Origin of the sequence: Crinalium epipsammum PCC 9333, assembly GCF_000317495.1 — a bacterium.
GTDB classification, from domain to species: Bacteria; Cyanobacteriota; Cyanobacteriia; order Cyanobacteriales; family PCC-9333; genus Crinalium; species Crinalium epipsammum.
Map to the genome: position 1 here is coordinate 1,489,717 of NC_019753.1, position 23,998 is coordinate 1,513,714.

Here is a 23,998-nt window from a genome sequence, read left to right on the forward strand (position 1 = left end):
TGACAAATCTAGAGATCTAAGTAGTCCATTCTATTCTCGCAGTGATAAACTCTAGATGTCCAATTTTTAACTTGCACCCTGATTATGTATAACCCTTCCTTACGTCAAGAATCTCGTTTTAAACCTGCTGCGGTCATTCCTAAACCACAAGAACTTCCAATTCTCGATTGGCTAGAAGCCAATGGTCGTCTAATAGCGCGTCAAGAAGGCGAAGAAGGCTATGTAGAAGAAGAAGAGGGAATCTCTGATTTGATGGGTGTCGATGATAATTCATTCGATGACCTAGATGATGATGATGATCTCGGTGATTTGGAATAGTTTGTACAAAATAGCCAGCTATTGATTTTATAGACACAATCTCCCAAGTCTGTATAAATAGATAGATCTAAAAAAAGATAGCTTGCAATTCGGACTGGATGTGAGGAGTCAAAAGGGAAACCTACTGTGGACGCAAAATTATTTTCTGGACGCTCGTTCAACCCATCAGGCTTCAATCTGCTGGTAACATTAGGCATAGGATTAAGCGTTGCAGCTTTCATGCTTGATCGGATAGCAGGTCGAGTGTCTTGGCAAGCCGTATCACTAACCTTGCCGCTTTGGACTTGTGCTGTAGCTACTGCTATTTTGGGTTACTGGGTTGTCCCATTATTGCAAAAGCTAAAAATGGGGCAATTCATTCGGGAAGATGGCCCCCAAGCACATTTGCAAAAAGCAGGCACTCCCACAATGGGTGGGGTGTTTATTGTGCCAGTAGGGGTAGTAGCAGCTTTGCTGTGGTCACGATTTAACCCAGATGTTGTTGCTGTCAGCTTGATGACTTTGGCATACGGTTTTATTGGTTGGGTAGATGATTGGCAAATCCTACTCAAAAAATCTAACAAAGGCATTTCGCCCCAGATGAAGTTAGCCTTACAGATTGGGATTGGAATTCTCTTCTGTCTGTGGTTAACCTGGAGTCAAGGCTCGAAAATCACTACTATTGATTTGCCATTTAATTTAGTCCTACCTTTAGGATGGCTCTTTTGGCCTTTGGCTGTATTTGTGCTGGCAGCAGAAAATAACGCGACAAATCTAACTGATGGTGTAGATGGACTAGCCGCAGGGACGGGTGCGATCGCACTTTTAGGTCTTGGCGCAATCATAGCACCGACATCACCCGATCTCATGCTGTTCTGTGCTTGTCTGAGTGGCAGTTACCTGGGCTTTTTGGTACATAACCGTAACCCCGCGCGTGTTTTCATGGGTGATACTGGTTCCCTAGCTTTGGGTGGTGCGCTTGCTGCGGTTGGTTTGCTAACTAACAGCCTGTGGACGTTGTTTATCCTTAGTGGTATTTTCTTTGTTGAATCTTTGTCAGTAATTGCTCAAGTTAGTTATTACAAGGCTACAAAAAATCCAGATGGGGTTGGTAAGCGCTTGTTCAAAATGGCTCCTTTACACCATCATTTAGAGCTTAGTGGTTGGTCAGAAACTCAGGTTGTTGGTGTTTTTTATTTGATTAACGCTGGTTTGGCTTTGTTGTGTTTTGTGATTCGTTAGTGTAAATAGTTAGTAATTCAGGAGGAATTATTTTCAATTATTTCTACTCCTGAATTATTATTTTGTATAATTAACCGCAGATAAACGCAGATGTCAACCAATATTTGATCTGTGACAACTAATTGCTAATCACTAATCGCTAATTGCTAGAGTTAAGTTTAGTAGTATCAAGAAACTCATATGGCAGCACAACTGTTACTGGTAGATGATGAACCTGGATTACGCGAAGCTGTACAAGCTTATTTAGAAGATAGTGGTTTTAATGTACAGGTAGCCAGTAACGCCCGTGAAGCATGGGATTTTTTGCAGAAAAATCCTCCTGATTTAGTCATTAGTGACGTGATGATGCCGCAGGTAAATGGCTATCAGTTTCTTCAAGAACTGCGGGAAGACGCTCGTTTTAAGGCTTTGCCTGTAGTATTTTTAACTGCTAGAGGGATGAAGTCTGACCGTATTCAAGGCTATCAAGCTGGTTGCGATGCTTATCTCCCTAAACCCTTTGATCCAGATGAGTTGGTGGCAATTGTAGAAAACTTACTAGAACGTCGTGCAGCTACAACTCAAGCAGCAGGTACTACTACAGATTTAGAGGACATTGCTCGGCAAATAGCGGAAATTAGGGGTATGCTACAACACGGTAGCGGTATCACTCAAACACCTTCGCCTATCCGCATTGATTTAACACCTAGAGAGCAAAGTGTCTTAGATTTGGTGGCGCAAGGATTGATGAATAAGGAAATTGCTCGGCGTTTGGAAACCAGTGTTCGCAATGTGGAGAAGTACGTTAGTCGTTTATTTAGTAAGACGGGAACTAATAGCCGTACTGAGTTAGTGCGTTATGCACTGGAACATGGTTTAACGAAGTGAAAAAGTAATGCGATCGCCTATTTAATTATTTAATAGATGTTATGTAGTATGTGTAGGGGCGGGTTGGTAGAAAAAACCTAATACTGAAAGATATCGCGCGTTAAACCCGCCCGCGATCACTAATATAATCTTGACGTAATACGCGCCGCATGACTTTGTTGGAAGCAGTACGCGGTAAACTTTCAACAATCACAAGACCGCGTATTTTAAATAGAGGATTAAGACTTTGCGCGATCGCTTTTTGCAATTTACTCTTTAATTCTTCTGGTTGCTGAGTCAGCATTGCAAATACTACAGCATATATTACCAACTGACTAGGCCCTCCGTCTAGAGGAGAAATTGCGATCGCGGCAGTTTCGCTAATTCCCTCAACTGTATTCAAAATTCGCTCAATTTCAGTCGAACTAACCTTAATTCCGCCTAAATTCATTGTGTCATCAACTCGACCCTGAGCGCGATAATAGCCGTTAGGTAATCTTTCTATTTGATCGCCGTGACGACGCAAAGGAGATGAGGTAGCGGGGACACTAGGAGTATCAGCGAAATAAACTTGATGGTGATCTTTATTTAATAACTCCGTAGACAGTCCGATACTAGGAGGAATAATAAAAGCTTCCCCTTGTTCAGCAACTTGACCATCCTCATCTAGAATAACTAAATCTAACCCTAGCGCAGGTGTAGTAAAAGTTGAAGGAGCGCATGGTTGTACAACTGTACCAGTAATATATGCTCCACCAATTTCTGTACCACCGCAATATTCAATAATTGGTTTATATCCAGCTAAAGACATTAAAAAAAGCATATCCTGTGGATTGGAGCATTCACCTGTAGAACTGAAAGCTTTTATAGCACTCCAATCTAAACCCTGCATACAATTAGTAGTTTTCCAAATATTCACCAAACTCGGAACTAAACCTAATATATTGACACGCGCATTTTGCACAAACTGACCAAATTCTCTTTCCGTAGGTATTCCGTAATAGAGAGCAATTGTAGCTCGATTGATTAAACTAGCAAATATTAACCAAGGTCCCATCATCCATCCTAAATTAGTTGACCACGCAACAACATCTCCAGGGTGAATATCTTGATGTAAATATCCATCAACTGCACATTTAATCGCAGTCGTTTGTGTCCAAGGAATTGCTTTGGGATCTCCTGTTGTTCCAGAAGAAAATAAAATGTTAATGTAATCTAAGGGATTGCATGGAATAGGATCGAAGTATTCCTTATAACTAAGAAAATCATCCCAAGTTAAATCTCCCTGACGCAATTGCAACCCAGAAGAATTATCAAGAGATATTACAATTGCTTTAGGGGCATTAGCTTCACCAATTTTTGTATAAAGAGGTAACTTTTTACCAGCCCTTAATATATAGTCTTGAGTAAAAATTGCCTTAGCATTAGATATGCGTATACGTGCAGCAATTTCATTAGCAGCAAAACTATCAGCAATAGAAACAACTGTACAACCTGCTTTGATAATACCTAGATAAATAGCGACAGATTCAGCCGTCATCGGCATAGCAATAGCGATGCGATCGCCTATTTTAAAGCCTGCCTCTATTAAACCATTCGCAACTCGATTAGTAAAAATATTGAGTTCGCCATAAGTCCAAAAAGATAGCGAACCACCTTCGGGTTGAAATGCGATCGCGATCGCATCTTTCGGTGCTTGAAAACAACTTTCAACAATATTAAAAATAGCACCAACAAGCCATTGGGCTGACTCTACATCTTCTGAACTATTAATAATTTTTGTATATTTTTCCCTAAAGCATATATTTATTTTTTCAACCATTAATTCCCAGAACTGGGCGCGATTTTGTACTGACCAATGATGCAGTTTTCGATATGAATTAATTTGCAACTGTTGCATTAAAGCAGCAATATTAGTAGATTGAATTTGCTCATCACTAGGAAACCAAGCTGCCGCTATTCCCTGAGTTGTATCCCAATCCGAAAAAATGGTTTCGTACAAAAGTTTATGTAGTGCAAAAGGGTAATCAGGTTTAAGAAATTTTTGAATAATAATTTGCCAGCATTCAGTACCAGGTGTAGAAGATAGCCATTGATTAAGCTGCGGTAGCATAGTAGCAGCTAAATTTTTATCTAAACCGCAATTAATTAACTCTTCCAGGGAAAGTTGCTTACTCATAAACTTTTTCCTGTGAATAAATACTAATAATAATAAATCCGGTTTGTGTATTTTCTTTATGTTCGAGCCTCGGCAGGCTTCTCTACGCCAACGCCTATGTCAGTATAGCCCTTTAGTTATTTGCACCCTATCCGAACACCTTACAGACTCTTACAGTCCTTACCCATCTAATAAACGAGAGTGCAACCATGTAGATAATGTAGCAATGGTTACACTCTACCAACTATATTAGGACTTTCACAGAGCAAAAGTTGCAGAAATTTTATTCAGGGTTGATGCAAATTAATCCGCGCCCATAATCCCTAAATCGCTGCTTCTCCACCAACTACAACATTTTTTATCCGCAAACTGGGACCACCACATCCTACAGGTAAACCACTCTGACCACCCTTACCACAGCCGCCAGATTCATCCCAATAAAAGTCATCCCCAATAGCTTCTATATCTGCTAATGTTTTGAAGACGTTACCAGAAAGGGTGACATCTCTCACTTGTTCGGCAAGTTTACCATTGCGGATCATCCAAGCTTCACCAGCCGTAAAGGTAAACATTTCTCCGTTGGTCATCCCGCCTAACCAATTACGGGCATAAACACCATTTTTAATTCCTGTAAATAAATCTGCGACGGGAGTATTACCTCGCTCAATCCAAGTATTAGTCATCCGCACAATGGGGGGATAATGATAGTTAAGACAGCGAGCATTTCCGGTGGCTGTTTCACCAAGTTTGCCAGCAGTTTCGCGGGAGTGCAAGCGTCCTACTAATACGCCATCTTTAATCAGTTGGGTGGTAGTTGCAGGTGTTCCTTCATCGTCGTATAAGTAACTACCACGATGTCCCTCTGGTGCTGCACCATCAAATATTTGCAATTCTGCTGGACCAAATCGCCGCCCCATACTCATAACTTCGAGGATGTCAGGATTTTCGTATGCCATATCTGCCTCGGAAAGATGCCCAAAAGCTTCATGGACAAACAAACCTGACAAAATTGGATCAATAACTACTGTATAGGTGTTGCCTTTGACAGGAGGCAGAGATAAAGCATCTACAGCACGTAGGGCAGCACTGCGTACTTGCTCATCAAGGTTAGTTAAATCTTCAAAAGCTTTACGCGAACCGCTAGTTTCTCGACCTGTTTGCACTGTTTCTCCGTTGCGGGCAGTTGCAGCAAAGCGCATTTCCATGTCCACCCAACTTTGCTGAATAAGTGTGCCATCAGAGGTGGCAATGATAATTCTTTGGGCGCTGTCGCTATAACGTACAGAAGTTGTAGTAATTTTGGGGTCAGTAGTACGGAGAATTTGATTGTAGCGATCGCACAATTCTTTTTTCTGAGTCAAAGAAATTTCGCGAGGATCAGTACCAGTCAGAGGTAAAGCACAGACAGCTTGCACTGCTTCCACTGGTGCTAACAGCGTTTCTTCGTCACCAACTAACAAAGAAGCTGCGATCGCTTCCTCAATTCTTTCTGCTAAAGTATCTAATTGATTAAAACTAGCGAACCCCCAACCTCCTTTATAACAAGCTCGCACTTGCCCACCAATAGAAAGACCTTCACTCAAGCTTTCTACTTTCTCGCCTCTTAATAAAATGTCAGTTCCTTCAGCTTCTTCTAACCGAATTGCTAAATAATCAACACGGTTGCGATAACGCGCAACTAAGTCAGAAAGCAAATCAGTATAATTAAGTAAAGTTGGCATAGGATTAAGTATTTAATGAATTTATGATTAAGGGCTTAAATACTATCTTAAAAGATTTTTTCTACTTACAAAAGTCAAGTTTACCTACCCTGCGGGAAGCCTAGCGCTAACGGCTAATGCGCCCTACCCTACTGCGCGGAGCGCAGAAAAATCTGCAAGACGCTGGCGCGTCTAATGCGTTGAAAAAAAAGTTATCTTTGTTGCAACAACCGTAAAAAAACATCTCCATCTCAAATCAAGTCAACTTTCAATTTGACGGCAAATTCCAAACACAGAAGTATAACCGTGTAGGAAAGTAGTACTACCAACAGGACCGATCTCACCATTACAAAAGAATCCCCCTATAGGAATATCTTTTAAATAACGGCGGAACAACCGCGAATCAAAATTAGGTTGTCCATAAAGTCCTTCTCCCCTACCCAAACAAGAAAACATCAAAGCACCCGCAGTGGTTGAATTCTCAGCTAAATCTTGTTGATAACGCTGAAGTAAAAACTCTAAATCTTCTGCTGAAGTTTCAGCATCGCGTAAGTGAAATTGGATGCGTTGACCAGTACGAACGCGATCGCCAATAGCAACCGCCCCTACTCTAGGATCTACCCCTAGCAAATTCCGAATTAGAAAATCTCCATGCCCCAACTGTTGCTTAAAAGCATTCTGTGCTAACCCAATAAATAACGAGTGCTGTGCTAATTCTCTATCTGCCTCGCTCAAGTTTTCGATCACATCCCGCAACGCTTCCAGCGAAGTTTGAGACGGCTTATTACCTATAGCAATATCGCCGCTATCATCCTCAACTAATTCTAAAATAATATTGCGATCGCCTTTAGTAACTTGATACGTCCGACCGATAGGACGGCAACCTTGAGCAACAATTGTTTCAATAGCAATATTGCCTGTCAAAGCAACCCCAACTGTACCCTCTCGATACAGCTTATAGTTGCAAAACAACCCGCTCCCCATACCAGCCGCACCACTACTTGCCAATCCACCTACTTTTACAGACCCAGGATAAGCAAAATCTAATCCTTCCAGTAAATCATTAATTTTCGAGCCAAACGCATCAGACAATAAAATGAACTGAGGTGCTTGTTGTTGTGGCACATCAATTAATTCCACCCAAGCATCCGGCGGACTATCCATATCAGGTAATGAGTCAGCAGAAATATGAAAAGTACTAACTTCCACTCCTGGCAAGTGCATTAGCGTCAAACTTAAAGCAGTTTCTCCCTCAACTTCCTGCGCTTCCCCTTGAGAATCGATCCCAATAATCCCGCCTCCACCACAGCCAATTAAGGCTGGTAATTGCAATTTTTCTTGCAATAAAGGCATTAATCGAGGATATTCACTCGCATACGCTGACGAAATAAACACCAGCCCCAAATCCGCACCTATCCCTAAAGAACTCTGTGCGCGGTCTACTACTTCCGCGACTGCTGCTTCCAAAGAAGCACGAGTTGATAAGGCGTTTGACCACTTAATTTGGTTAGCCATAGGCTTTAATCTCCATCGGCGCTCACTGCTTACTTGCGCCGAAGCAGCAAGTCTGTTTATCCTCTAGGTTAACGATAGCACCAGCAAGGATCAGCAAGATCTTAAATAGCAACAGCTAGAGGAGTAGCGGTTCAACATTCACATAAGTTAATATTTTAGTTAAAGGTGCAAGTTCGTTTAAACTCGCTAACCTTTAACCACACTCACAAGCAAATCTTAAAACAAACAAGGGAATCTTATCTTGGCGCTGGCAGTTCAGCTATTACAGATTAAGTAAGGCTGTTCAAAAGAACTGGGTGACTGAACACAACACCAGATAGGATTGTTGTCAAACGCGGAAATAACATAAGTTTCCTGTATTAAAGCTAGCAACTAGGAAAAAACATGAGCAACACTGACATTCAACAAAAAATCGAACAAGAGCGCGAACAAGCACGTCAAGCCTGCGATGTCAACGGAGCAAACTCTGGCGAGTGTGCTGCCGCTTGGGATGCAGTTGAAGAATTACAAGCAGAAGCATCACATCAGCGCACCACTAAGCCAAAAAACTCCCTTGAAAAGTTTTGCGACGATAATCCTGAAGCAGCCGAGTGTCGGCTTTATGAGGATTAAACTTAATTTCCTCAACGTCAATTCTGGAGCAATAAATTAACCCAAGCAAGCAACAACAAACAGCTAATACAGCGTTTTTGTTGCTTGCTTCGGTATTTTTGGGATTTGCTTGCCTAAGTTGCAGCAGGATCGCTCAAAGGTAAAATAATTTGACTACTCCCTTCCCACTAAAAGATTACTGCTCGTATTCTTCTTCTTCCTTGGCGTTCTTTGCGTCTTGGCGGTTATAAAAATAGGTATTCTTTAGACGGGAAGGGAGTAGGACTTACGCACCGAAAGCCTGAACCTAGATCCCCTTAGCTTAAAAAAGGGGGGGGGAAATTCAAAGTCCCCCTTTTTAAGGGGGATTTAGGGGGATCTCTGCGTAAGTCCTATTTGTGTGCAGGGTTTCTCATCAAGGAAAATAAAGATACAAGCAATGCAAAATGAATCGTGGTTGAGATCGTTAGCCTGGACTGACTATCGGTTGGCAATTTTATTTACTGTTATTATCCCCCTGATATTGCTAATTTGGGCTTTTGTCCAAAAATCCACAGGCATTCAGAGGTTATTAATGATTTACTGGCGCGTTTCCAGTTTGCTTTTGATTACTCTTTACCTAATGATTGCTTCTTGGCCCATTGCATTTTTGTCTTCTTTATTAGCGCGTATCCTTATACCTATATCCTTATGGTTTTGGGTAGATATCAATGAAGAAATAGATGATATGCAGCCACGTCCTCTCAAGTTAGCAGTGCAAGCTTGGCGTTGGGCTATTACGACTTACTGCATTTTGGGAAGTCTCGCAATCATTCCTTTTTTACCTTGTGCTTTTTCCCAAGGGCTGATAAAAACTACTTACTGTCAAGTATGGTTAGAAGCACCTTGGCTATATAAAGCTTTTTTCCATGCCAATTCTAGACCAGATTTCTTAGGTGGGTTGGGAATTTTTGCATTAATAATTTATGTGTTTTTGTTAAGTTATTTTGTGCTGGTTCGTTTAGGAAAACAAGGACGTTCAGCACTGCAACAGTAGCCAACATAGACGTAGTTTGATGGTGAAAAGGTTTTAGGAATTAATTTGTATAAACCCTAAAACCTTTAACTTAAATAAACTTTTTAATTTCAATATCTAAGAATGTAATAAGTTATCTAAATTATGAGCAATTCTGTTGGGCGACGTTTAGAACAATATACACTCAAACATCCACAAGAAGTTTTAATTGTAACGGCTGAAATTGCTGGTGAAGAAGACCGAATTGCAATTTTTAAAGGCTATTCTAGTTCTTTAATGCAAGCAACAGCTTTTGATCCTGATGTGCCAGTGTTGCCGGATGATGCCAAGATTTTATGTATAGATATAGTAAGAAGCCCATACAATCCTGAATCTCCTGTATATATACAACAAGGATTAACTTGGGAAACAATTCAACATTTGTTATAAATTTAATCAATAAGTTTTGTAATTGTTAGCTTGCTCGCTGATATGGGCAAAATTTTTATTATCTATTCAAAATTTAGACTCTGCCATGCAGCCTGAAGAACCTCATCTAAATTCAGCAGTTAAATCAGTAGCCGATCGCTCTGACTCCGAAAACCAAGGGAGTGTAGCACGCTCTAAAAATAACTGGATCACGCGATCGCTTAATTTTAAGAGTATTAGACACAAGATTGGCTTAGGATATGCTCTCGCAATTGGTGTGGCTATTTTGGGAACAACTGCGGGGCAGATAATTGGAACATACTATCAAGAGCAGGCTCACGATCAATACAAGCAAGCTCGTGACGAAGAACATTTATTAACTGAATTAAAAACTGCGGTACTAGAGGCACGTTCTCATCAGCAACAGTTTATTCCTCTAATTCAGAATGCTCAAAGCTTTAAAGATGAACACGCCCACTTTCTTAGGCATACTCAAGAGGTTAAGAAGCTTTTTGATGAGGTGAAATCTTATGTAAAAGAAAATTCAAAAACTGATCCTGATATTGAGCGTGTAGAGGAATGGTTGCGTACATATAATGGTACAGTAGCAGCTTATTTCCAAGAAATAGAAGCTTTAATCAACCGAATCGATCCAGCTAATTTGCGATCGCCAGACGTACCAGCAGCACAGCAATCACTTTTAAAATTTACTAATGGTAATGTAGCATTAAAGTTTGATGGTTTGTCAGATGATTTAACAGCACTAATTGAAGCGGCTCACGAGGAAGAGGAAGAGGCACAAGAAAATTTAGACGAAGCAGAGGCGCTGCACATCAAGATAACTGCCTTGAGTTTGTTATTTTCTGTAATTACTGCTGCGGCTTTAGCACTATATACCAGTAGAGCGATCGCACGTCCTTTAGAAGCAGTTACTCAAGTAGCTCAAAAAGTTACCGATAAAGCTGATTTTCAACTGCAAGCCCCAGTGACGACTAAAGATGAAGTAGGGGTATTAGCAAAATCTTTTAACAAACTTATTAATAGAGTTGCTGATTATACTAAAGAACTAGAAATAGCTCGTCAGACTTTAGAAAAAAGAGTAGAAGAAAGAACAGAGGAACTGTGGCAAAAAACTGAACAATTAGAATCAGCCCACGATCATCTGCAACAGTTAAATACAGATTTAGTATCTCAAGCACAAGAGTTAGAAATTACCCTAGAAAATCTTCGCCAAACCCAATCACAGCTAATTCAAACAGAAAAAATGTCTAGCTTGGGTCAAATGGTAGCAGGGGTAGCCCATGAAATTAATAATCCAGTCAACTTTATTCATGGCAATATTGCCCACGTTACTAATTATGTTCAGGATTTATTAGGTTTAATAGACCTCTATTTACAACAATATCCCAACACTTCCCCAGAAATTGCTGACGAAATAGCAGCTATTGATCTTGAATTTATTATTGAAGATTTACCCAAAACTCTTAATTCGATGAACATGGGTACTGAGCGTATCAGTCAAATTGTCCTGTCATTGCGGAATTTTTCTCGCTTAGATGAAACAGGAATGAAACAAGCTGATATTCACGCAGGAATTGATAGTACTTTGTTAATCCTAAATCACAAGCTCAAGCAGGGAGTTCATGTGAGCAAGGAATATGGGAATTTGCCAAAAGTTGAGTGTTACCCAGCGCAACTAAATCAAGTATTTATGAATATTATTAATAATGCTATTGATGCACTGATGGCACAAACAGATTCTTCCAGGAAAGAAATTGTAATTCAAACACAAGTAGTTGAATCTAATCTAGAAGCTGATTCGGGATGCTATGCAGTAGTAAGTATTAAAGATAATGGCGCTGGGATGCCCTCAGAGGTTAGAAGGAAGATATTTAATCCTTTTTTTACAACTAAGCCAGTCGGTCAAGGTACAGGGTTAGGGTTAGCAATTAGCTATCAAATTATCGAAAAACACAACGGTAAAATTGAGGTAATATCTGAGCCTGGGGAGGGAACAGAATTTACTATTTCATTACCTATTTCCAAATAATGTAGAGACGTGGCATACAACGTCTCTACATTGGTTATAGCACCTTAAATTTCTGAGGATGTCTATTGATATAAAATCTCAGTTTAAACTTTTAAACTGCGAACATCTGAAGACTGACTGCTGACAGCTATTTGAGTTAACAAATCAGACCATTGAACGCCTTCTAAATTAGGTAGAACGACATCAGCATCGCCTACACGCTCAACTGGCCCTAATCCTACAGCGTACATCCCAGCAGATAAAGCTGCTTCTACACCTGCGGTAGCATCTTCTATAACTACACATTCTTCAGGTGATAAATTCAGTTGTGCGGCGGCGTGTAGGAAAAGATCTGGTGCTGGTTTAGGATTTTCTACGCTGTAACCATCTGCGATCGCATCAAATTTATCCTCAATCCCTAAACGTTGCAGTACCAAATGAGCATTTTTACTCGATGAACCTAAAGCTACTTTAATTCCCGCAGCACGTAGTTCATTTAATAAATTTAATACCCCTGGTAATAACTTATCTGGAGTCATTTCCTTAATTAATTCCAGATAATAATTATTCTTACGCTCCATCATGTCCTGAATAGTCGCTTCACTAACTTTTTTGTCGCCCAAGATATACAGTAAAGAATCGCGTCTTGTTAGCCCCCGCATTTTTTCGTTGGTTTCCCAATCATAAGGAATACCTTCTTCATCAGTGATTCGTTTCCAACCTAGATAGTGGAAGTCCGCAGTATCGGTAATCACACCATCTAAATCGAAAATGACACCTTTAATGTTAGGGGTAGCAAGTTGAGAATTGGAAGTTGAGGATGAAATCATAGCTGACTGCTGATCACTTGTTGCAGATTCCTGAATATCAAACTCATACCATTGGTTGCGCCATTGTAAACGGAACTTGAGGCGAGTCCAACCAGGTGGCAGGTGCGGGCTAGAAATAGGTCCTTCTGGTGTTAGTTTAACGCCAGCAAACCCAAATATTAATGCCTGCCAAACTCCACCAGCAGATGCAGCGTGAATACCTTCGTTAGCATTACCACGTACATCTTCTAGATCTACCAATGCTGAACGCATGAAGTGTTTATAGGCTTCTTCTGGTTGTCCGAGTTCACAACCAAGAATAGCGTGAATTGCTGGCCCTAATGAAGATCCGTAGGTGTGATCGGTGCGTGGGTTATAGTAATCCCAGTTAGTTTGTAAAGTTTGGCGATTTGTGCGATCGCGCAACAAGTACAATAACATCAACACATCTGGTTGTTTCAGTACTTGCTGTTGATTAGCACCTTCAATCCCCAAAATTACTTGCATTGACTTGGTGCGTGGCTCATACTCAGTTAGAGGCACATCTTTCAAATCAAAAAAGCCATCAAACTGCTCAATCAAACCAGTATCAGCATTTTGATTAAATACCAAGTTCTGGCTAATCTCTGCCCACTGCTGGAAGCGTTTTTTATTTAACTTCAGTTGTTGTTTTAAGATAGTAGCGCGATCGCTATCTGAGCGTGTTAACCAATCCCAAACACCTAAAGCTGTCTGCAAATGCCATTGCACCATGCCATTTGTAAAGGCATTGTTATTAATCTTTTCATGGTACTCATCAGGCCCAATGACATCAGAAATCTCATAAGCGCCCCGTTCTTTGTTCCACTCGGCACGACTAGCCCAATAATTAGCAGTATCCAGAATAATTTCCGCGCCATACTCGCGCATCCAAGCATCATCTCCGGTATTCTGCCAGTAGTGCCAAACTGCATAAGCTATATCATTATTAATGTGCAGTTCAATATCACTACACCAGATGCGGATTATCTTACCATCTGGTCCTGGAACCCAACGGGGAGTTACTTCATCCCCAGTCTTAGCACTTTCCCAGGCAAACAACGCACCCTCATAACCTGCTTCTTGAGCCTTACGTCTTGCCCCTGCTAATGTTTTATAGCGGTATGTCAACAAGTTACGCGCTAAAGCAGGTTGAGTCAAAGTCAAGAAGGGAACAATAAAAATTTCTGTATCCCAGAAGATATGACCGCGATAAGCATAACCAGAAAGAGTTTTCGCTGGAATACTCACTCTATTATCGTGACGAGGAGCAACTGCAAGTAGCTGGAATATGTTATAACGAACAGCTAGTTGAGCTTTGAGGTCTCCTTCAATCACTATATCTGAGTCTTGCCACACCTTCGCCCAAGCAGCTACGTGAGCAGCAAAGACAGTTGTATAGCTAGGTAAACAATTCAGCAAGCCAAGTGCTTCGCCTACGGGATCAACTCTGTCCCGTGAGGTAAACACTGTCACCAGCTTTTCTAAAGTTATGGTTTGTCCAGGCTGAATTTGTACAGTTGTCCCCAACCCTGGACAGTTTTGTGTTCTTAAAGCTTGGATTTCAGCAGGGAAATCGACTATCAGTAGTTTAGCTGCGATCGCTAAATCTATTGCTGAATTCAATGTCCGAGTATGTAGCCACAGAGTATTATCTGTAATACTTTGCTCGACAAATTCCCAGTGCTTAACGCCTTGGTTGTCTACTTCACCATTAATACTGGCTTGGATCTCAATCTCGCCTGTAAAATCAACAGAAGTAACTTGACATCTTTGCACAAGTACGTGCTGATCTGCCAAACTCGTAAAGCGTTCAAAGTAGATATCTACAGTATGACCAGCAGGACTGCGCCAGCGAATCTCACGACTCAGCAAACCTAAGCGCAAATCTAGTTGACGTTGATAGTGTAGCGTCTGCCCTTGATCTAAGCGAAAAGTTTCACCACCAATGGTAATTACTATTGGTAGCCAATTGGGACAATTAACTAATTCCGTGTATACGACAGGGATATCATCGTAAACGCCGTGAATTAAAGTAGTTGAGCATTCCCCTGGATAACCTTCTTCAAATGAGCCGCGTGTGCCTAGATAACCATTGCCGAGAGTGAAAACCGTTTCTTGGTGGTGCAGATGAGTGGGATCAAATTGAGATTCGATGACAGTCCAGCCGAAAGATTCCATGAGTAGCCTATTCTACATAAAGTAGCTTGATGGTTTGCGGTTTGAAAAGGTTCAGATAGGTAGAGGGTTTAGTCGCTCTTGCGCTGTTGTTGCAAGTTGTCTAGGCTGAAAATACTTCATCTGCTTTTTCGGTCTTATTGACTTTAGTGCGGTTGAAACAGCGCCCGAATATAGAGATTTTTTAGAAATTCCCCTGCCTAGAGATAGATTTCCATGAAATTATTTTAGGTAACAGAATAATTATAGGAAACAATACAAACAGATAAACAACTTAACCGACATAAAAAAATATATTTTCTCTGACATTTACTACTACAAACGTATCCGTTTACTTTACAAATGAGAGCCGATACAAATACTGATTTATCGTAGTCGCCAAGGAAAATCTAAGTATATTTATCTAGGTATTAATTACTAAATGATTTACATAAAGGGAGAGGAGAGAGGAATCGTCTCTCGGCTACACTATATGCTTTTTCAGGATCGAGAATACCTAATAATAGACAGTGACCTGGATTAGAAGAAATACTATTTACTTGATTACCATTTCCATCTAATGCTAAAGCTCATTTGGCTATCAGCTAAACCGTATATAGAACTACGCTAGCACTCAATAGCAACTTTATTTCTAATTAATATAAATGGCTCTCTCAGACTGGTTATGATAAATAAGTAGTTTAAATGAGTTTAAACCCCAATAGCAAAAGGTTTTAACAAAACAAAAAGCTTTTTTTCTTAAAATTGCTTTTTTAAATTTTAAAAAGCCTTGCGTAGCAAGGCTTACAAATATTATTTTATACTAATTTAGCATAGCTACTCTGAGAGAGCCAATTTTATTAACTGTAGTTACTTAATCAAAGCTGACTATTTAAAACCATCTTAAAACTACTAGATGGGGATAAAGTTACACCACGGCGCACAGGTTTTGGTTGATGCTTGTCAGTAAGAGAAAGTTGATAGCGAGAAACAACTGTAGCAAGTGCCAGCTTCATTTCAAACAAAGCAAATGCCATGCCAATACAGCGACGGTTACTACCACCAAAAGGCAAATATTGATAAGGAGAAAATTGTTTTTCTAGAAAACGCTCTGGTTTAAAAAGCTTTGCTTCAGGATAAATATCCTCACGCTGATGGGTGAGATAGATACAGCCCATAATTGTTGTTTCTGGTTCAAATTCATAGCCCATAATGTTAATTGGTGATTTAACAATTCTAGGCAAAGTTAGCATTGCTACAGGATAAATCCGTAGTGTTTCTTGACAAACAGCATTGAGATAGGGAAGTTTTGCTAATACAGTTGGATCTGAGGGGTCGCTCAAACTACTGATTTCTGTCAATAGCTTTTGATGTACTTCTGGTGAAGAGTGAATCCAGTACAATGCCCATGTCAATGCGGACGCTGTAGTTTCATGACCAGCTATCAACAAAGTCAGCAATTCATCCCGTAATTCTTGGTCAGTCATTGGTTGACCTTGTTCATCTCTAGCAGACATCAACAAAGTCAAAATATCGCTACGAGATGAATCTGGATGCGATCGCCTTTCTTCAAGTTCAGCATAAATCAGTTGGTCAATTTGCTTTTGTTGGCGCAAAAACCGCCCCCAAGGACTCCAAGCACCAAAATCCTGTTGTAGCGAATTAAAAAATAGCACGCTCGAACTCACAGGAGAACTAACCGAATCCAGCATAGAAGTTAGTAATTCTTTCAGCTTCTCAAAACGCTCACCCTGATTTACACCAAATACAGCATTTAAAATTGCCAACAGAGAAATTTCTTGCATAGCAGCGCGTACAAAGAAAGGTTCGCCGATCATGCGTTTACTCATCACTTTGTCGCTGATGTCACAAATCAGGTTTCCATAAGTACGCATCCGTTCACCGTGAAACGGGGGTGTTAAGAGTTGGCGATCGCGCTGATGGCGATCGCCATCCAGCAACAGCATTGAATTGTCCCCTACCAAAGGTCTAAAAATTTGATTACCTCTACCACTATCAAACTGTTTAGAATCAGCCGTCATCATCTGCTGAATGCCCTGTGGGTTACTCACCATGACTAAAGGTGGTAATTTACCAAATCTAGCTGTAAAACAGTCACCATAAACCTTTTGAGTTCCTTCTAGATAATCTAAAGGGGTAGCAATCCACTGAAGCAACTGTGCAAAAGGGTGAGTTTTTGGACTTGGTGGCAATTTCATCGCAATTTTTCCTAATTTTTTTTTATTAAATAACTATACTTTAAAATTATAAAACCTCATACAGCCTACGCGCATCTGAAGACGATAACCCTATTGGATGTCAAGATTTATATTTAATTAAGTTAATTTATTTATTAAAATAATAAAACACAAGAAATGTGTTTTCAAAAACAATATTTTTAACTGCTAATTCCCTATAAATTAAATGTAGAAATTATATATAATTATCTTCTAATTAAAAAATATAAAACAGAAAAGCCCCCCTGCCCTTATTAAGGGGAGCAGTTGGGGGTAGGGTAATACGTTCTTAATCTTAGATAAACATTAAATCTGCCCAAGGGTGATGTATTAAATACTGAGATTGCAGGAGGATCATCAAAGAGCAACATCTAATTATATAAACGCGCAATCGCACTTATGGATATCTATATTCTTGATTTGCTAGTCATTGGCTTATTATTGCTAATGGTAACATTGGGGTCAGGCTGGATTCAACGCCTACCCCTCTCCTACGCCATCATTTACTTAATTGTTGGTGTCCTGCTGGGGCGTTATGGGGCTAATTTAATTCAAGTACGTCCAAATGCCGAAATTTTAGAGCGCCTTACAGAATTTGTTGTACTTGTCTCAGTATTTGGTTGTGGTTTAAAAATGAATCGCCCATTAAAATTTTGGGCTTGGAACACAACAGCAAGATTAATTGGATTATTAATGCCAATTTCAATTTTGGCTGTTGCTACTGTTGCTAAATTATTTTTAGGTTTCGACTGGGGACAAGCAATTTTATTAGGAGCAATTCTTGCCCCAACAGATCCAGTTTTAGCCTCAGAAGTACAGTTATATCATAAAGATGACCGCGATGAATTGCGCTTTGGTTTAACCTCGGAAGGAGGTTTAAATGATGCCCTAGCTTTTCCTTTTGTTTATTTTGGAATTCATTGGTTAAAAGATCCTAATTGGGAAAACTGGTTTAAACAATGGGTAGCAGTTGATTTAATTTGGGCAATTTTCGCTGGCATTTTCATGGGAATCCTAGTTGCGAAAGCAGTGGTTTTTGTTGACAAATGGCTGCAAAAATACCGCAAAGCTGATGAGTTAATGGAAGATTTCGTAGCTCTTAGTACAATATTACTAACTTATTCAATCACAGAACTTGTAAATGGTTATGGATTTATTGCGGTATTCGTAGCTGGAATTGTAGTACGAAGCAGTTACCACGATCCTGAAAAACAAAAATCTAAATTTGAGTTTATCGAGCAAATTGAAAAACTCTTAGAAGTAGCAACTATTTTAATATTAGGTACTATTCTACAACTTAAACCAATTCTGGCTCACTTAAATCAGGGGCTATTAATCGCTCTATTATTACTGTTTGTAATTCGACCATTAGGAACATGGATAAGTACTCTAGGCTCTCCTCTTATTCCGGCTAATCGTTTATTATTTGGATGGTTTGGTATTCGTGGCGTTGGTTCCTTATATTATCTCAGCTATGCCTTTGGAGAAGGTTTAAAAGACGAATTAGGAGAAACAATTGCTTGGGTTACTTATATAACAGTTGTAATTTCTGTTGTTTTACATGGAGTTAGTGCAACGCCGTTGATGAACTGGTACGAGAAAAATATTGCTAGTCGCCGCAATGAAGCAGTTGTCTCCGATCAAATTGAAAAATATTAGCTATTATATAATTAAGTGCATAGGTTGGGTTGACGCAGGAAACCCAACACTTCCATTAACAATCTTGCCTTTGTGTCATTCTGAGAGTAAGCACCAACATAAAACTTTGATTTGTCGTTACGCAACAAATAGAAAAATTATTGATATCAAACATCTAAATGCTATTTAATATTACAGCAACTAAATTCAGGCTATCTGCAATTACGGCACTTGTTACAACCTTGGCATTAACTAATTCAGCAGTAGCCATTCCAATTTCAATATCTGTCCCTCAACCTGCATCATCTTCTTGTTTAGAAAATACACAACCAGAATTAGATTTAACTACTGCTGAGTATACAGACTCACCTAAAGAAACATTACCAACCAGCCCATTTCTACAAAGGCAACGTAATTTACAATTTTTTTATAGTGCTAATCAACCGCCTCTTCTTGCTGAAAGCAGCCAATTACAATCAATTGTCAATCAAATTGTTCAAACTGCTACGGCTAAACACTTAAAAACACAACCTTTATCAATAACTCTAATTGACTTAAATAAAGGTCAGGTAGCTGGATATCAACAAAATCAATTTAGATATCCAGCCAGCGTTGTTAAGTTGTTTTGGCTAGTAGCTTTATATGGTGAATTTGAACAAGGAATTTTGACTAATAAAGCAGCATTTCAGCCTTATATCCGCGACATGATTGGAAATTCGGATAACGATGCTGCGAGTGTAATCTTAGATCAAATTACAGCAACACAATCTTGGTCAAAATCTCAGCTAACAGATGTTGAGTTTCAATCATGGTTAACCAGACGTAATCAAGTTAATTGTTTTTTTAAAAAAGCTGGATATCAAGGCATTAATATTGATCAAAAGACATATCCAGTTGATTATTTACATCTCTCATCCCCCAAAGGTACAGAGTTGCGGATGCGTGGTAATTCCCAAGCACCTATTAGGAATCAAATCACAAGCCAGCAAGCAGCACGTTTGATGTATGAAGTTGTTAATAATCAAGCTGTTTCACCATCAGCTAGTCAGAAAATGTCTACTTTATTAACACGAGACTTAAATCCGCAAGTCTGGCGAAACATTTATCCTGATTTTAATCCTATCGAAGGTTTTTTTGGTGAGTCTTTGCCATCTAACATAAAATTTGTATCTAAAGCAGGATGGACTTCTGGTTCCCGTAATGAAGTTGCCTTTGTTCAAACTCCAGACGGTAAAACGCGCTATGTATTAGCAATTTTTGCCGATTCTTCTGCTTACGCAAGCGATGACAAAATTTTTCCTGAAATGTCTCGTTTGGTTTTTGATCAAATGAATCGTCAGTAGTGCAATACGCTAAGAAAATTTGGCTTTTTGAGTTGCATTTGAATTATCTAATCCTTCTTTTACCCATTTAATACAGTCGTATTCCGATTGAAATATTTTAGGTGCAGCTACATTAATTAAATCTTCAGACTTATAATGATCATAAAAATATTTACCTGCACATTCGTAAATAATAATTAAATTATTTTTATAAGTATATCTAGATTGGAAATTGTCCATTTGTTCTTTTAAATCAGAATACTTATTAAGATGCTCTTTAGCAATTTCAATCATGCCCTCAACGCTACCGGAATAGATAGCAGCAGGGTTTTCTGATTTATGAAATTGATCTTTATATCCCCGCGCGGAAAGCAGTTTATAAGAATAAATATGTTGGTCTTGAATTACGCTATAAACAAAGGGGATAATTAAATGCCCTTGACAAGATGCAGATTTTTCGTATAATAAAATGCTCATATTTAACTGATTAGTAGTAATAATAATTGTATAACTTACTAATCAAAATAAATCATTCATCCTCTGCTGTCTCAGCTTTAAAATATAGGGCAGATTGATACAATACTTGTTCTTGATGCGTATATATTGTGCAATCTGAAAGCGGATAAGCGACACAGGTAACAATATAACCAGCCTCTATTTCTTTTGGGCGTAAAAATTTCTGCTCACTTTGATCAACTTTACCACTCACCAGTTTAGCTACACAGGCAGAACATTCTCCTTGTTTACACCCATTAGGCAAGCGAATACCCGCAATTTCAGCCATATCCATAATGTACTGATCATCGGGTACAGATATAGTACGATCTAGAGCGATCGCAGAATTAACTAGCCGGACTTGGTATTCCATATAGAAACTTTTAGGTGCGCTAAATTTTGAGTCTCTACATTTATATTATTTATTTAACTCCCCAGGCAAGATTCGAACTTGCGACCAATCGGTTAACAGCCGATCGCTCTACCACTGAGCTACTGAGGAATGTGTAGTAATTTCTTACCAACAGTTATACATCTTAGCAAGACAAAAAAGATTTTGCAACCCCTTTGAAAAACTTTTTTTCTGAGGGTGCGATAGCGCAAGCGCTGACTTGTCAGTTCGCGCCGCGAATCCTTTGGAGTATTGCAACCATAATTAAAGCATCAGCCATACTATCAACTCTAGAGCTATGCTGGATCATATCCCTTCTGGTTAACTACCATGCTGGCTCATCACCGCAGACCTGTTTGCCTTTCTATGGTGTCCACCGACCTACCAATCTGGTCTACCCTTGAAACGGCTGCTACCCTGTACCAAAAGGATAGAGACAGATTTCATATACTTTTGACAGAACCAGCTATTCCTGACTGGGAACCGCAACCTCAAGAAGCCGAGATACATAAACCTCGACTGATATGGCTGGAAATTTCCCCTTATCGGGTAATTATGACAATGCAAACCAGTGGCAAGTTGAGTTATCGCCACCTTTGGGAAACAGGTGTGTATGGAATAAGTCGTTATTGGTTAAATAGCGACTCATCCAGTATTAATGGCTCATTACGTTTACGGAATTATACTCGTAATTTAATCCTAGAAGGTCGCCCTTTACCTGAGCATCTGCAAGTAGAGTACGAGTTATGGTCAGGAAAGCTGCAACTCGGTCACTATATTCTAAATCTGGATATTCATCATTAATAGCTTTTAGCACTCAGTTAAATTAGTCATTGGTCATTGATAATTGTTAATTGATTTAAAAGCTAAAGGTAGTACGCACTACGCCAATGACAATATCATCGTTGTCACTATTATGGTCGGGTGCAGTTAACCAAATTAACCCAGGTGTAATCACGATATTATCAGTGAGTTGGTATTGGTAAAACCCTTCTAGATGCAGTGATGTATCAGAGTCGTTAATGCCCATGTTTCTAAGCTGGGAATTTGCCCCTGTAACTTTGGGTTCCATACCAACAATAATGCCCCCAAGATTGCCTTTCTTACCTAAATCAGGGAATGCAAGTGTTACTGCCCAGTTCCAGATGTTAGCATCTCCCTGATTAATAACACGCGCTGCGGTATATCCAGCCCAACCACCTAATGCAAACCGAGGGTTAATTTGCAAAGATGCCTCAATACCATAAGAATTTGTAACTACTGGCAAATTTAGCTGGTTAACTAAGTTGGCATTTGTACTACCAGTTTCTAGGTCATTGTTGTAGGCATTGACATAAGTTAAACCAATGCTTGATTGTTGACTAGGCTGGAAGAGTACCTGTGCTATTGCCCCATAAGAGCCTTTAAATAAACCTCCGTCGGGTGGGGGATTATTAGCTGCGCTGGCTAAGTAACCTAAACTAAATTCTAGTTTGTCGCTCAATTTGTGTTGGATGCCAACACCAGAACCGTTAACTAGGTAATAAATGGGGTTGCGTGTTCCGAAGCGAGATAATGCACCGCTTGCACCATCGCCGTCGAAATAAGGGTTAACGGTATTCGTAAAATCATCGGCTCCATTAGCATTACCAGCAAGTACAGCTTGAGTGCGCTGTCCTATTGGAAAACTGTATAAAAGAGCGTCTATATAGGCTCTACTATCAGTATCGCCACTAAAAGCTAATTCGCCTTCGGGTGTGAGGTTAGAGGTAAGGGAACCAAAACCTTCCATTTGAAGGCGTGTTGTGAGTAAATCTCGACCATTAAAGCTAGATTGTAAATTCAAACGCGATCTTTGACCAAAAAGTGTCGTTTGGTTACTGTTATTGCCTGCAATTACACCAGCACCCGCAAAGATTACTTCTCCCTCTAGTTTTGTAACTCTAGAGAATTGCGTAAGCTCTAAATCAGCAATCCTAGCTGTGGCTGCATCTAGCCTGCCACGTAACAACGCTAGTTCTAATGTAAACTGCTCTGCTAAATTTTGCGTTGTTGCTAAGTCTTCTCTACTAATCCCGTTAGGGTTAGCTGTCACCAATTGATTAATTCGGTCAAGAATAGTTTTTAAACCAGCAGCAAATTCATACCGAGTCATGCTGCTGTTGCCTCGGAAAGTACCATCTGGATAACCAGATATTACACCATATTTTTCAACAAGCGATCGCACTGCTTCATAAGCCCAGTCACCAGGTTGAACGTCCTTGAGTTGAGAAACGTTCGTTACTTGGCTCATCGCCTCGTCTGTATCAGTGTCGCTGCTAGATTCCGCAATTCCTGCTCTTAAGCTTGATTTTGCGTCGCCTGGTTTGTCTGTAGGTATTATAGGCGGTATTTCTGCCAAGCTTGACTTGACTGCATCCTGATTAAATGCAGCATTAGTTTTATCAGCAATGTTATGAATCTGATTCGTCGGTGCTGTTTCTAGTTCAACAACAGTTTCTTGTGCAGTTGCACTATCACAGATTACCAGAGTCACACCTAAAAAAAATAAGCTGACTCGCAGAAAATCCCACCAAATCTTGGACATCCCTACTTCAATCCTCACACCACAGTTAAGCTCATCCCATATTTTCTAGCTAAAGGTTGTTTATGGCGTGACTAAAGAGGACTATTTTTTACGAACTGCATTAAAAGAAAATTTATCTATAGAAATTAGAAAACCAGCACTGGTTAGCTTGAGCAGATAATTTTCACTATTAATCTAACTTAGCTTATTTCGGACTACCTGTGCTGGTTAAATTTTAAATAAAACTTTGTAGCTTATGGCTTAGTAGTTGCTGGTGTCTTAACATCAGCAGCTTTGTCCTTAGCGATGTTAGCAGCTTTTTTAGCCTCAGCAGCTTTATCAGCCGCAGTGTTAGCAGCTTTTTTAGCCTCAGCAGCTTTATCAACCGCAGTTTCAGCAGCCTTTTTAGCACCGCTAGCTGGGCTGATTTCAGCAGCAGGAGAAGTAGCAGGAGCAGGAGAGGTAGTAGTGGTGCTGCCGCCTGTACCAGCGCCAGTATCGGAACACGCCGCCAAACCACTTGTTAAAGCTAAACCAGCAATTAAACAAAGTACTTTCCAGTTCATATCCTTCCTCACACTATTA

19 protein-coding genes and 1 tRNA gene are annotated in these 23,998 nt (G+C 39.8%); 10 read left to right on the top strand and 10 right to left on the bottom strand.

Features of this window, described 5'->3' with window-relative positions; translation table 11 throughout:
- Positions 1 to 84 precede the first annotated feature (84 nt).
- The 3 genes from CRI9333_RS06330 (at position 85) to CRI9333_RS06340 (ending at position 2,406) form a co-directional block, all read left to right on the top strand.
- Positions 85 to 318, top strand: coding sequence for a DUF3134 domain-containing protein (locus CRI9333_RS06330; RefSeq protein WP_015202334.1), 234 nt, complete (start codon positions 85 to 87; stop codon positions 316 to 318).
- Positions 319 to 444: 126 nt separating this feature from the next.
- The gene (gene mraY / locus CRI9333_RS06335; RefSeq protein ID WP_015202335.1) at positions 445 to 1,539 is read left to right on the top strand and encodes a phospho-N-acetylmuramoyl-pentapeptide-transferase; all 1,095 of its coding nucleotides are present in this window, start codon (positions 445 to 447) and stop codon (positions 1,537 to 1,539) included.
- Positions 1,540 to 1,719: 180 nt separating this feature from the next.
- Positions 1,720 to 2,406: a response regulator transcription factor gene (locus tag CRI9333_RS06340; RefSeq protein ID WP_015202336.1), complete on the top strand. Its 687-nt coding sequence runs from the start codon at positions 1,720 to 1,722 to the stop codon at positions 2,404 to 2,406.
- A gap of 100 nt (positions 2,407 to 2,506) precedes the next feature.
- Here CRI9333_RS06340 and CRI9333_RS06345 read toward each other — a convergent pair whose 3' ends face one another.
- From CRI9333_RS06345 to CRI9333_RS06355, 3 genes are all read right to left on the bottom strand, one after another.
- Positions 2,507 to 4,564, bottom strand: a complete 2,058-nt coding sequence (locus CRI9333_RS06345; RefSeq protein WP_015202337.1) for an AMP-binding protein — start codon at positions 4,562 to 4,564, stop codon at positions 2,507 to 2,509.
- Positions 4,565 to 4,866: 302 nt separating this feature from the next.
- Positions 4,867 to 6,264: a TldD/PmbA family protein gene (locus CRI9333_RS06350; protein WP_015202339.1), complete on the bottom strand. Its 1,398-nt coding sequence runs from the start codon at positions 6,262 to 6,264 to the stop codon at positions 4,867 to 4,869.
- A gap of 240 nt (positions 6,265 to 6,504) precedes the next feature.
- Positions 6,505 to 7,758, bottom strand: coding sequence for an FIST signal transduction protein (locus tag CRI9333_RS06355; protein WP_015202340.1), 1,254 nt, complete (start codon positions 7,756 to 7,758; stop codon positions 6,505 to 6,507).
- Between the two features lie 384 nt (positions 7,759 to 8,142).
- Between CRI9333_RS06355 and CRI9333_RS06360 the strand changes: the two genes are divergently transcribed.
- The 4 genes from CRI9333_RS06360 (at position 8,143) to CRI9333_RS06375 (ending at position 11,822) form a co-directional block, all read left to right on the top strand.
- A complete protein-coding gene (locus CRI9333_RS06360) occupies positions 8,143 to 8,370 on the top strand; it encodes a Calvin cycle protein CP12 (RefSeq protein ID WP_015202341.1) in 228 nt (75 codons plus the stop codon).
- A 418-nt stretch (positions 8,371 to 8,788) separates the two neighbouring features.
- Positions 8,789 to 9,385 carry a DUF3177 family protein gene (locus CRI9333_RS06365; RefSeq protein ID WP_015202342.1) on the top strand — a complete coding sequence of 199 codons (597 nt, stop codon included), beginning with the start codon at positions 8,789 to 8,791 and terminating at the stop codon, positions 9,383 to 9,385.
- Between the two features lie 123 nt (positions 9,386 to 9,508).
- Positions 9,509 to 9,793: a DUF7734 family protein gene (locus tag CRI9333_RS06370; RefSeq protein WP_015202343.1), complete on the top strand. Its 285-nt coding sequence runs from the start codon at positions 9,509 to 9,511 to the stop codon at positions 9,791 to 9,793.
- 85 nt (positions 9,794 to 9,878) lie between these two features.
- A complete protein-coding gene (locus tag CRI9333_RS06375) occupies positions 9,879 to 11,822 on the top strand; it encodes a sensor histidine kinase (protein ID WP_015202344.1) in 1,944 nt (647 codons plus the stop codon).
- An 83-nt stretch (positions 11,823 to 11,905) separates the two neighbouring features.
- Here CRI9333_RS06375 and pgmB read toward each other — a convergent pair whose 3' ends face one another.
- Positions 11,906 to 14,809: a beta-phosphoglucomutase gene (pgmB, locus tag CRI9333_RS06380; RefSeq protein ID WP_015202345.1), complete on the bottom strand. Its 2,904-nt coding sequence runs from the start codon at positions 14,807 to 14,809 to the stop codon at positions 11,906 to 11,908.
- A gap of 854 nt (positions 14,810 to 15,663) precedes the next feature.
- Entirely contained in the window at positions 15,664 to 17,004 is a 1,341-nt protein-coding gene (locus CRI9333_RS06385; RefSeq protein WP_015202346.1) for a cytochrome P450, read from the bottom strand.
- A gap of 417 nt (positions 17,005 to 17,421) precedes the next feature.
- Here CRI9333_RS06385 and CRI9333_RS06390 point away from each other — a divergent pair, with 417 nt between their 5' ends.
- Entirely contained in the window at positions 17,422 to 18,681 is a 1,260-nt protein-coding gene (locus CRI9333_RS06390; protein WP_015202347.1) for a cation:proton antiporter, read from the top strand.
- A gap of 158 nt (positions 18,682 to 18,839) precedes the next feature.
- Entirely contained in the window at positions 18,840 to 20,003 is a 1,164-nt protein-coding gene (locus CRI9333_RS06395) for a serine hydrolase (protein WP_015202348.1), read from the top strand.
- A 9-nt stretch (positions 20,004 to 20,012) separates the two neighbouring features.
- On the opposite strand, the gene CRI9333_RS06400 is transcribed toward CRI9333_RS06395, so the two are convergent.
- From CRI9333_RS06400 to CRI9333_RS06410, 3 genes are all read right to left on the bottom strand, one after another.
- Positions 20,013 to 20,459, bottom strand: a complete 447-nt coding sequence (locus tag CRI9333_RS06400) for a hypothetical protein (protein ID WP_015202349.1) — start codon at positions 20,457 to 20,459, stop codon at positions 20,013 to 20,015.
- Between the two features lie 52 nt (positions 20,460 to 20,511).
- A complete protein-coding gene (locus tag CRI9333_RS06405) occupies positions 20,512 to 20,850 on the bottom strand; it encodes a 2Fe-2S iron-sulfur cluster-binding protein (protein WP_015202350.1) in 339 nt (112 codons plus the stop codon).
- A gap of 57 nt (positions 20,851 to 20,907) precedes the next feature.
- Positions 20,908 to 20,979: transfer RNA gene (locus CRI9333_RS06410), tRNA-Asn, on the bottom strand.
- A gap of 219 nt (positions 20,980 to 21,198) precedes the next feature.
- Between CRI9333_RS06410 and CRI9333_RS06415 the strand changes: the two genes are divergently transcribed.
- Entirely contained in the window at positions 21,199 to 21,672 is a 474-nt protein-coding gene (locus CRI9333_RS06415; protein ID WP_015202351.1) for a hypothetical protein, read from the top strand.
- Positions 21,673 to 21,727: 55 nt separating this feature from the next.
- On the opposite strand, the gene CRI9333_RS06420 is transcribed toward CRI9333_RS06415, so the two are convergent.
- Complete coding sequence (locus tag CRI9333_RS06420; RefSeq protein WP_015202352.1) at positions 21,728 to 23,434, bottom strand: iron uptake porin; 1,707 nt, start codon at positions 23,432 to 23,434, stop codon at positions 21,728 to 21,730.
- Positions 23,435 to 23,667: 233 nt separating this feature from the next.
- A complete protein-coding gene (locus tag CRI9333_RS06425) occupies positions 23,668 to 23,979 on the bottom strand; it encodes a hypothetical protein (protein ID WP_015202353.1) in 312 nt (103 codons plus the stop codon).
- Between the last annotated feature and the right edge of the window lie 19 nt (positions 23,980 to 23,998).

Bases quoted from the DNA above. Each gene is read 5' to 3' on its own strand.
- CRI9333_RS06405 (WP_015202350.1), bottom strand. From the start codon at position 20,850: ATGGAATACCAAGTCCGGCTAGTTAATTCTGCGATCGCTCTAGATCGT.
- CRI9333_RS06345 (WP_015202337.1), bottom strand. From the start codon at position 4,564: ATGAGTAAGCAACTTTCCCTGGAAGAGTTAATTAATTGCGGTTTAGAT.
- CRI9333_RS06330 (WP_015202334.1), top strand. From the start codon at position 85: ATGTATAACCCTTCCTTACGTCAAGAATCTCGTTTTAAACCTGCTGCG.
- CRI9333_RS06365 (WP_015202342.1), top strand. From the start codon at position 8,789: ATGCAAAATGAATCGTGGTTGAGATCGTTAGCCTGGACTGACTATCGG.
- CRI9333_RS06415 (WP_015202351.1), top strand. From the start codon at position 21,199: ATGCTGGCTCATCACCGCAGACCTGTTTGCCTTTCTATGGTGTCCACC.
- CRI9333_RS06355 (WP_015202340.1), bottom strand. From the start codon at position 7,758: ATGGCTAACCAAATTAAGTGGTCAAACGCCTTATCAACTCGTGCTTCT.
- CRI9333_RS06385 (WP_015202346.1), bottom strand. From the start codon at position 17,004: ATGAAATTGCCACCAAGTCCAAAAACTCACCCTTTTGCACAGTTGCTT.
- CRI9333_RS06375 (WP_015202344.1), top strand. From the start codon at position 9,879: ATGCAGCCTGAAGAACCTCATCTAAATTCAGCAGTTAAATCAGTAGCC.
- pgmB (WP_015202345.1), bottom strand. From the start codon at position 14,809: ATGGAATCTTTCGGCTGGACTGTCATCGAATCTCAATTTGATCCCACT.
- CRI9333_RS06425 (WP_015202353.1), bottom strand. From the start codon at position 23,979: ATGAACTGGAAAGTACTTTGTTTAATTGCTGGTTTAGCTTTAACAAGT.
- CRI9333_RS06420 (WP_015202352.1), bottom strand. From the start codon at position 23,434: ATGTCCAAGATTTGGTGGGATTTTCTGCGAGTCAGCTTATTTTTTTTA.
- CRI9333_RS06350 (WP_015202339.1), bottom strand. From the start codon at position 6,264: ATGCCAACTTTACTTAATTATACTGATTTGCTTTCTGACTTAGTTGCG.
- CRI9333_RS06390 (WP_015202347.1), top strand. From the start codon at position 17,422: ATGGATATCTATATTCTTGATTTGCTAGTCATTGGCTTATTATTGCTA.
- CRI9333_RS06340 (WP_015202336.1), top strand. From the start codon at position 1,720: ATGGCAGCACAACTGTTACTGGTAGATGATGAACCTGGATTACGCGAA.
- CRI9333_RS06360 (WP_015202341.1), top strand. From the start codon at position 8,143: ATGAGCAACACTGACATTCAACAAAAAATCGAACAAGAGCGCGAACAA.
- CRI9333_RS06400 (WP_015202349.1), bottom strand. From the start codon at position 20,459: ATGAGCATTTTATTATACGAAAAATCTGCATCTTGTCAAGGGCATTTA.
- CRI9333_RS06370 (WP_015202343.1), top strand. From the start codon at position 9,509: ATGAGCAATTCTGTTGGGCGACGTTTAGAACAATATACACTCAAACAT.
- CRI9333_RS06395 (WP_015202348.1), top strand. From the start codon at position 18,840: ATGCTATTTAATATTACAGCAACTAAATTCAGGCTATCTGCAATTACG.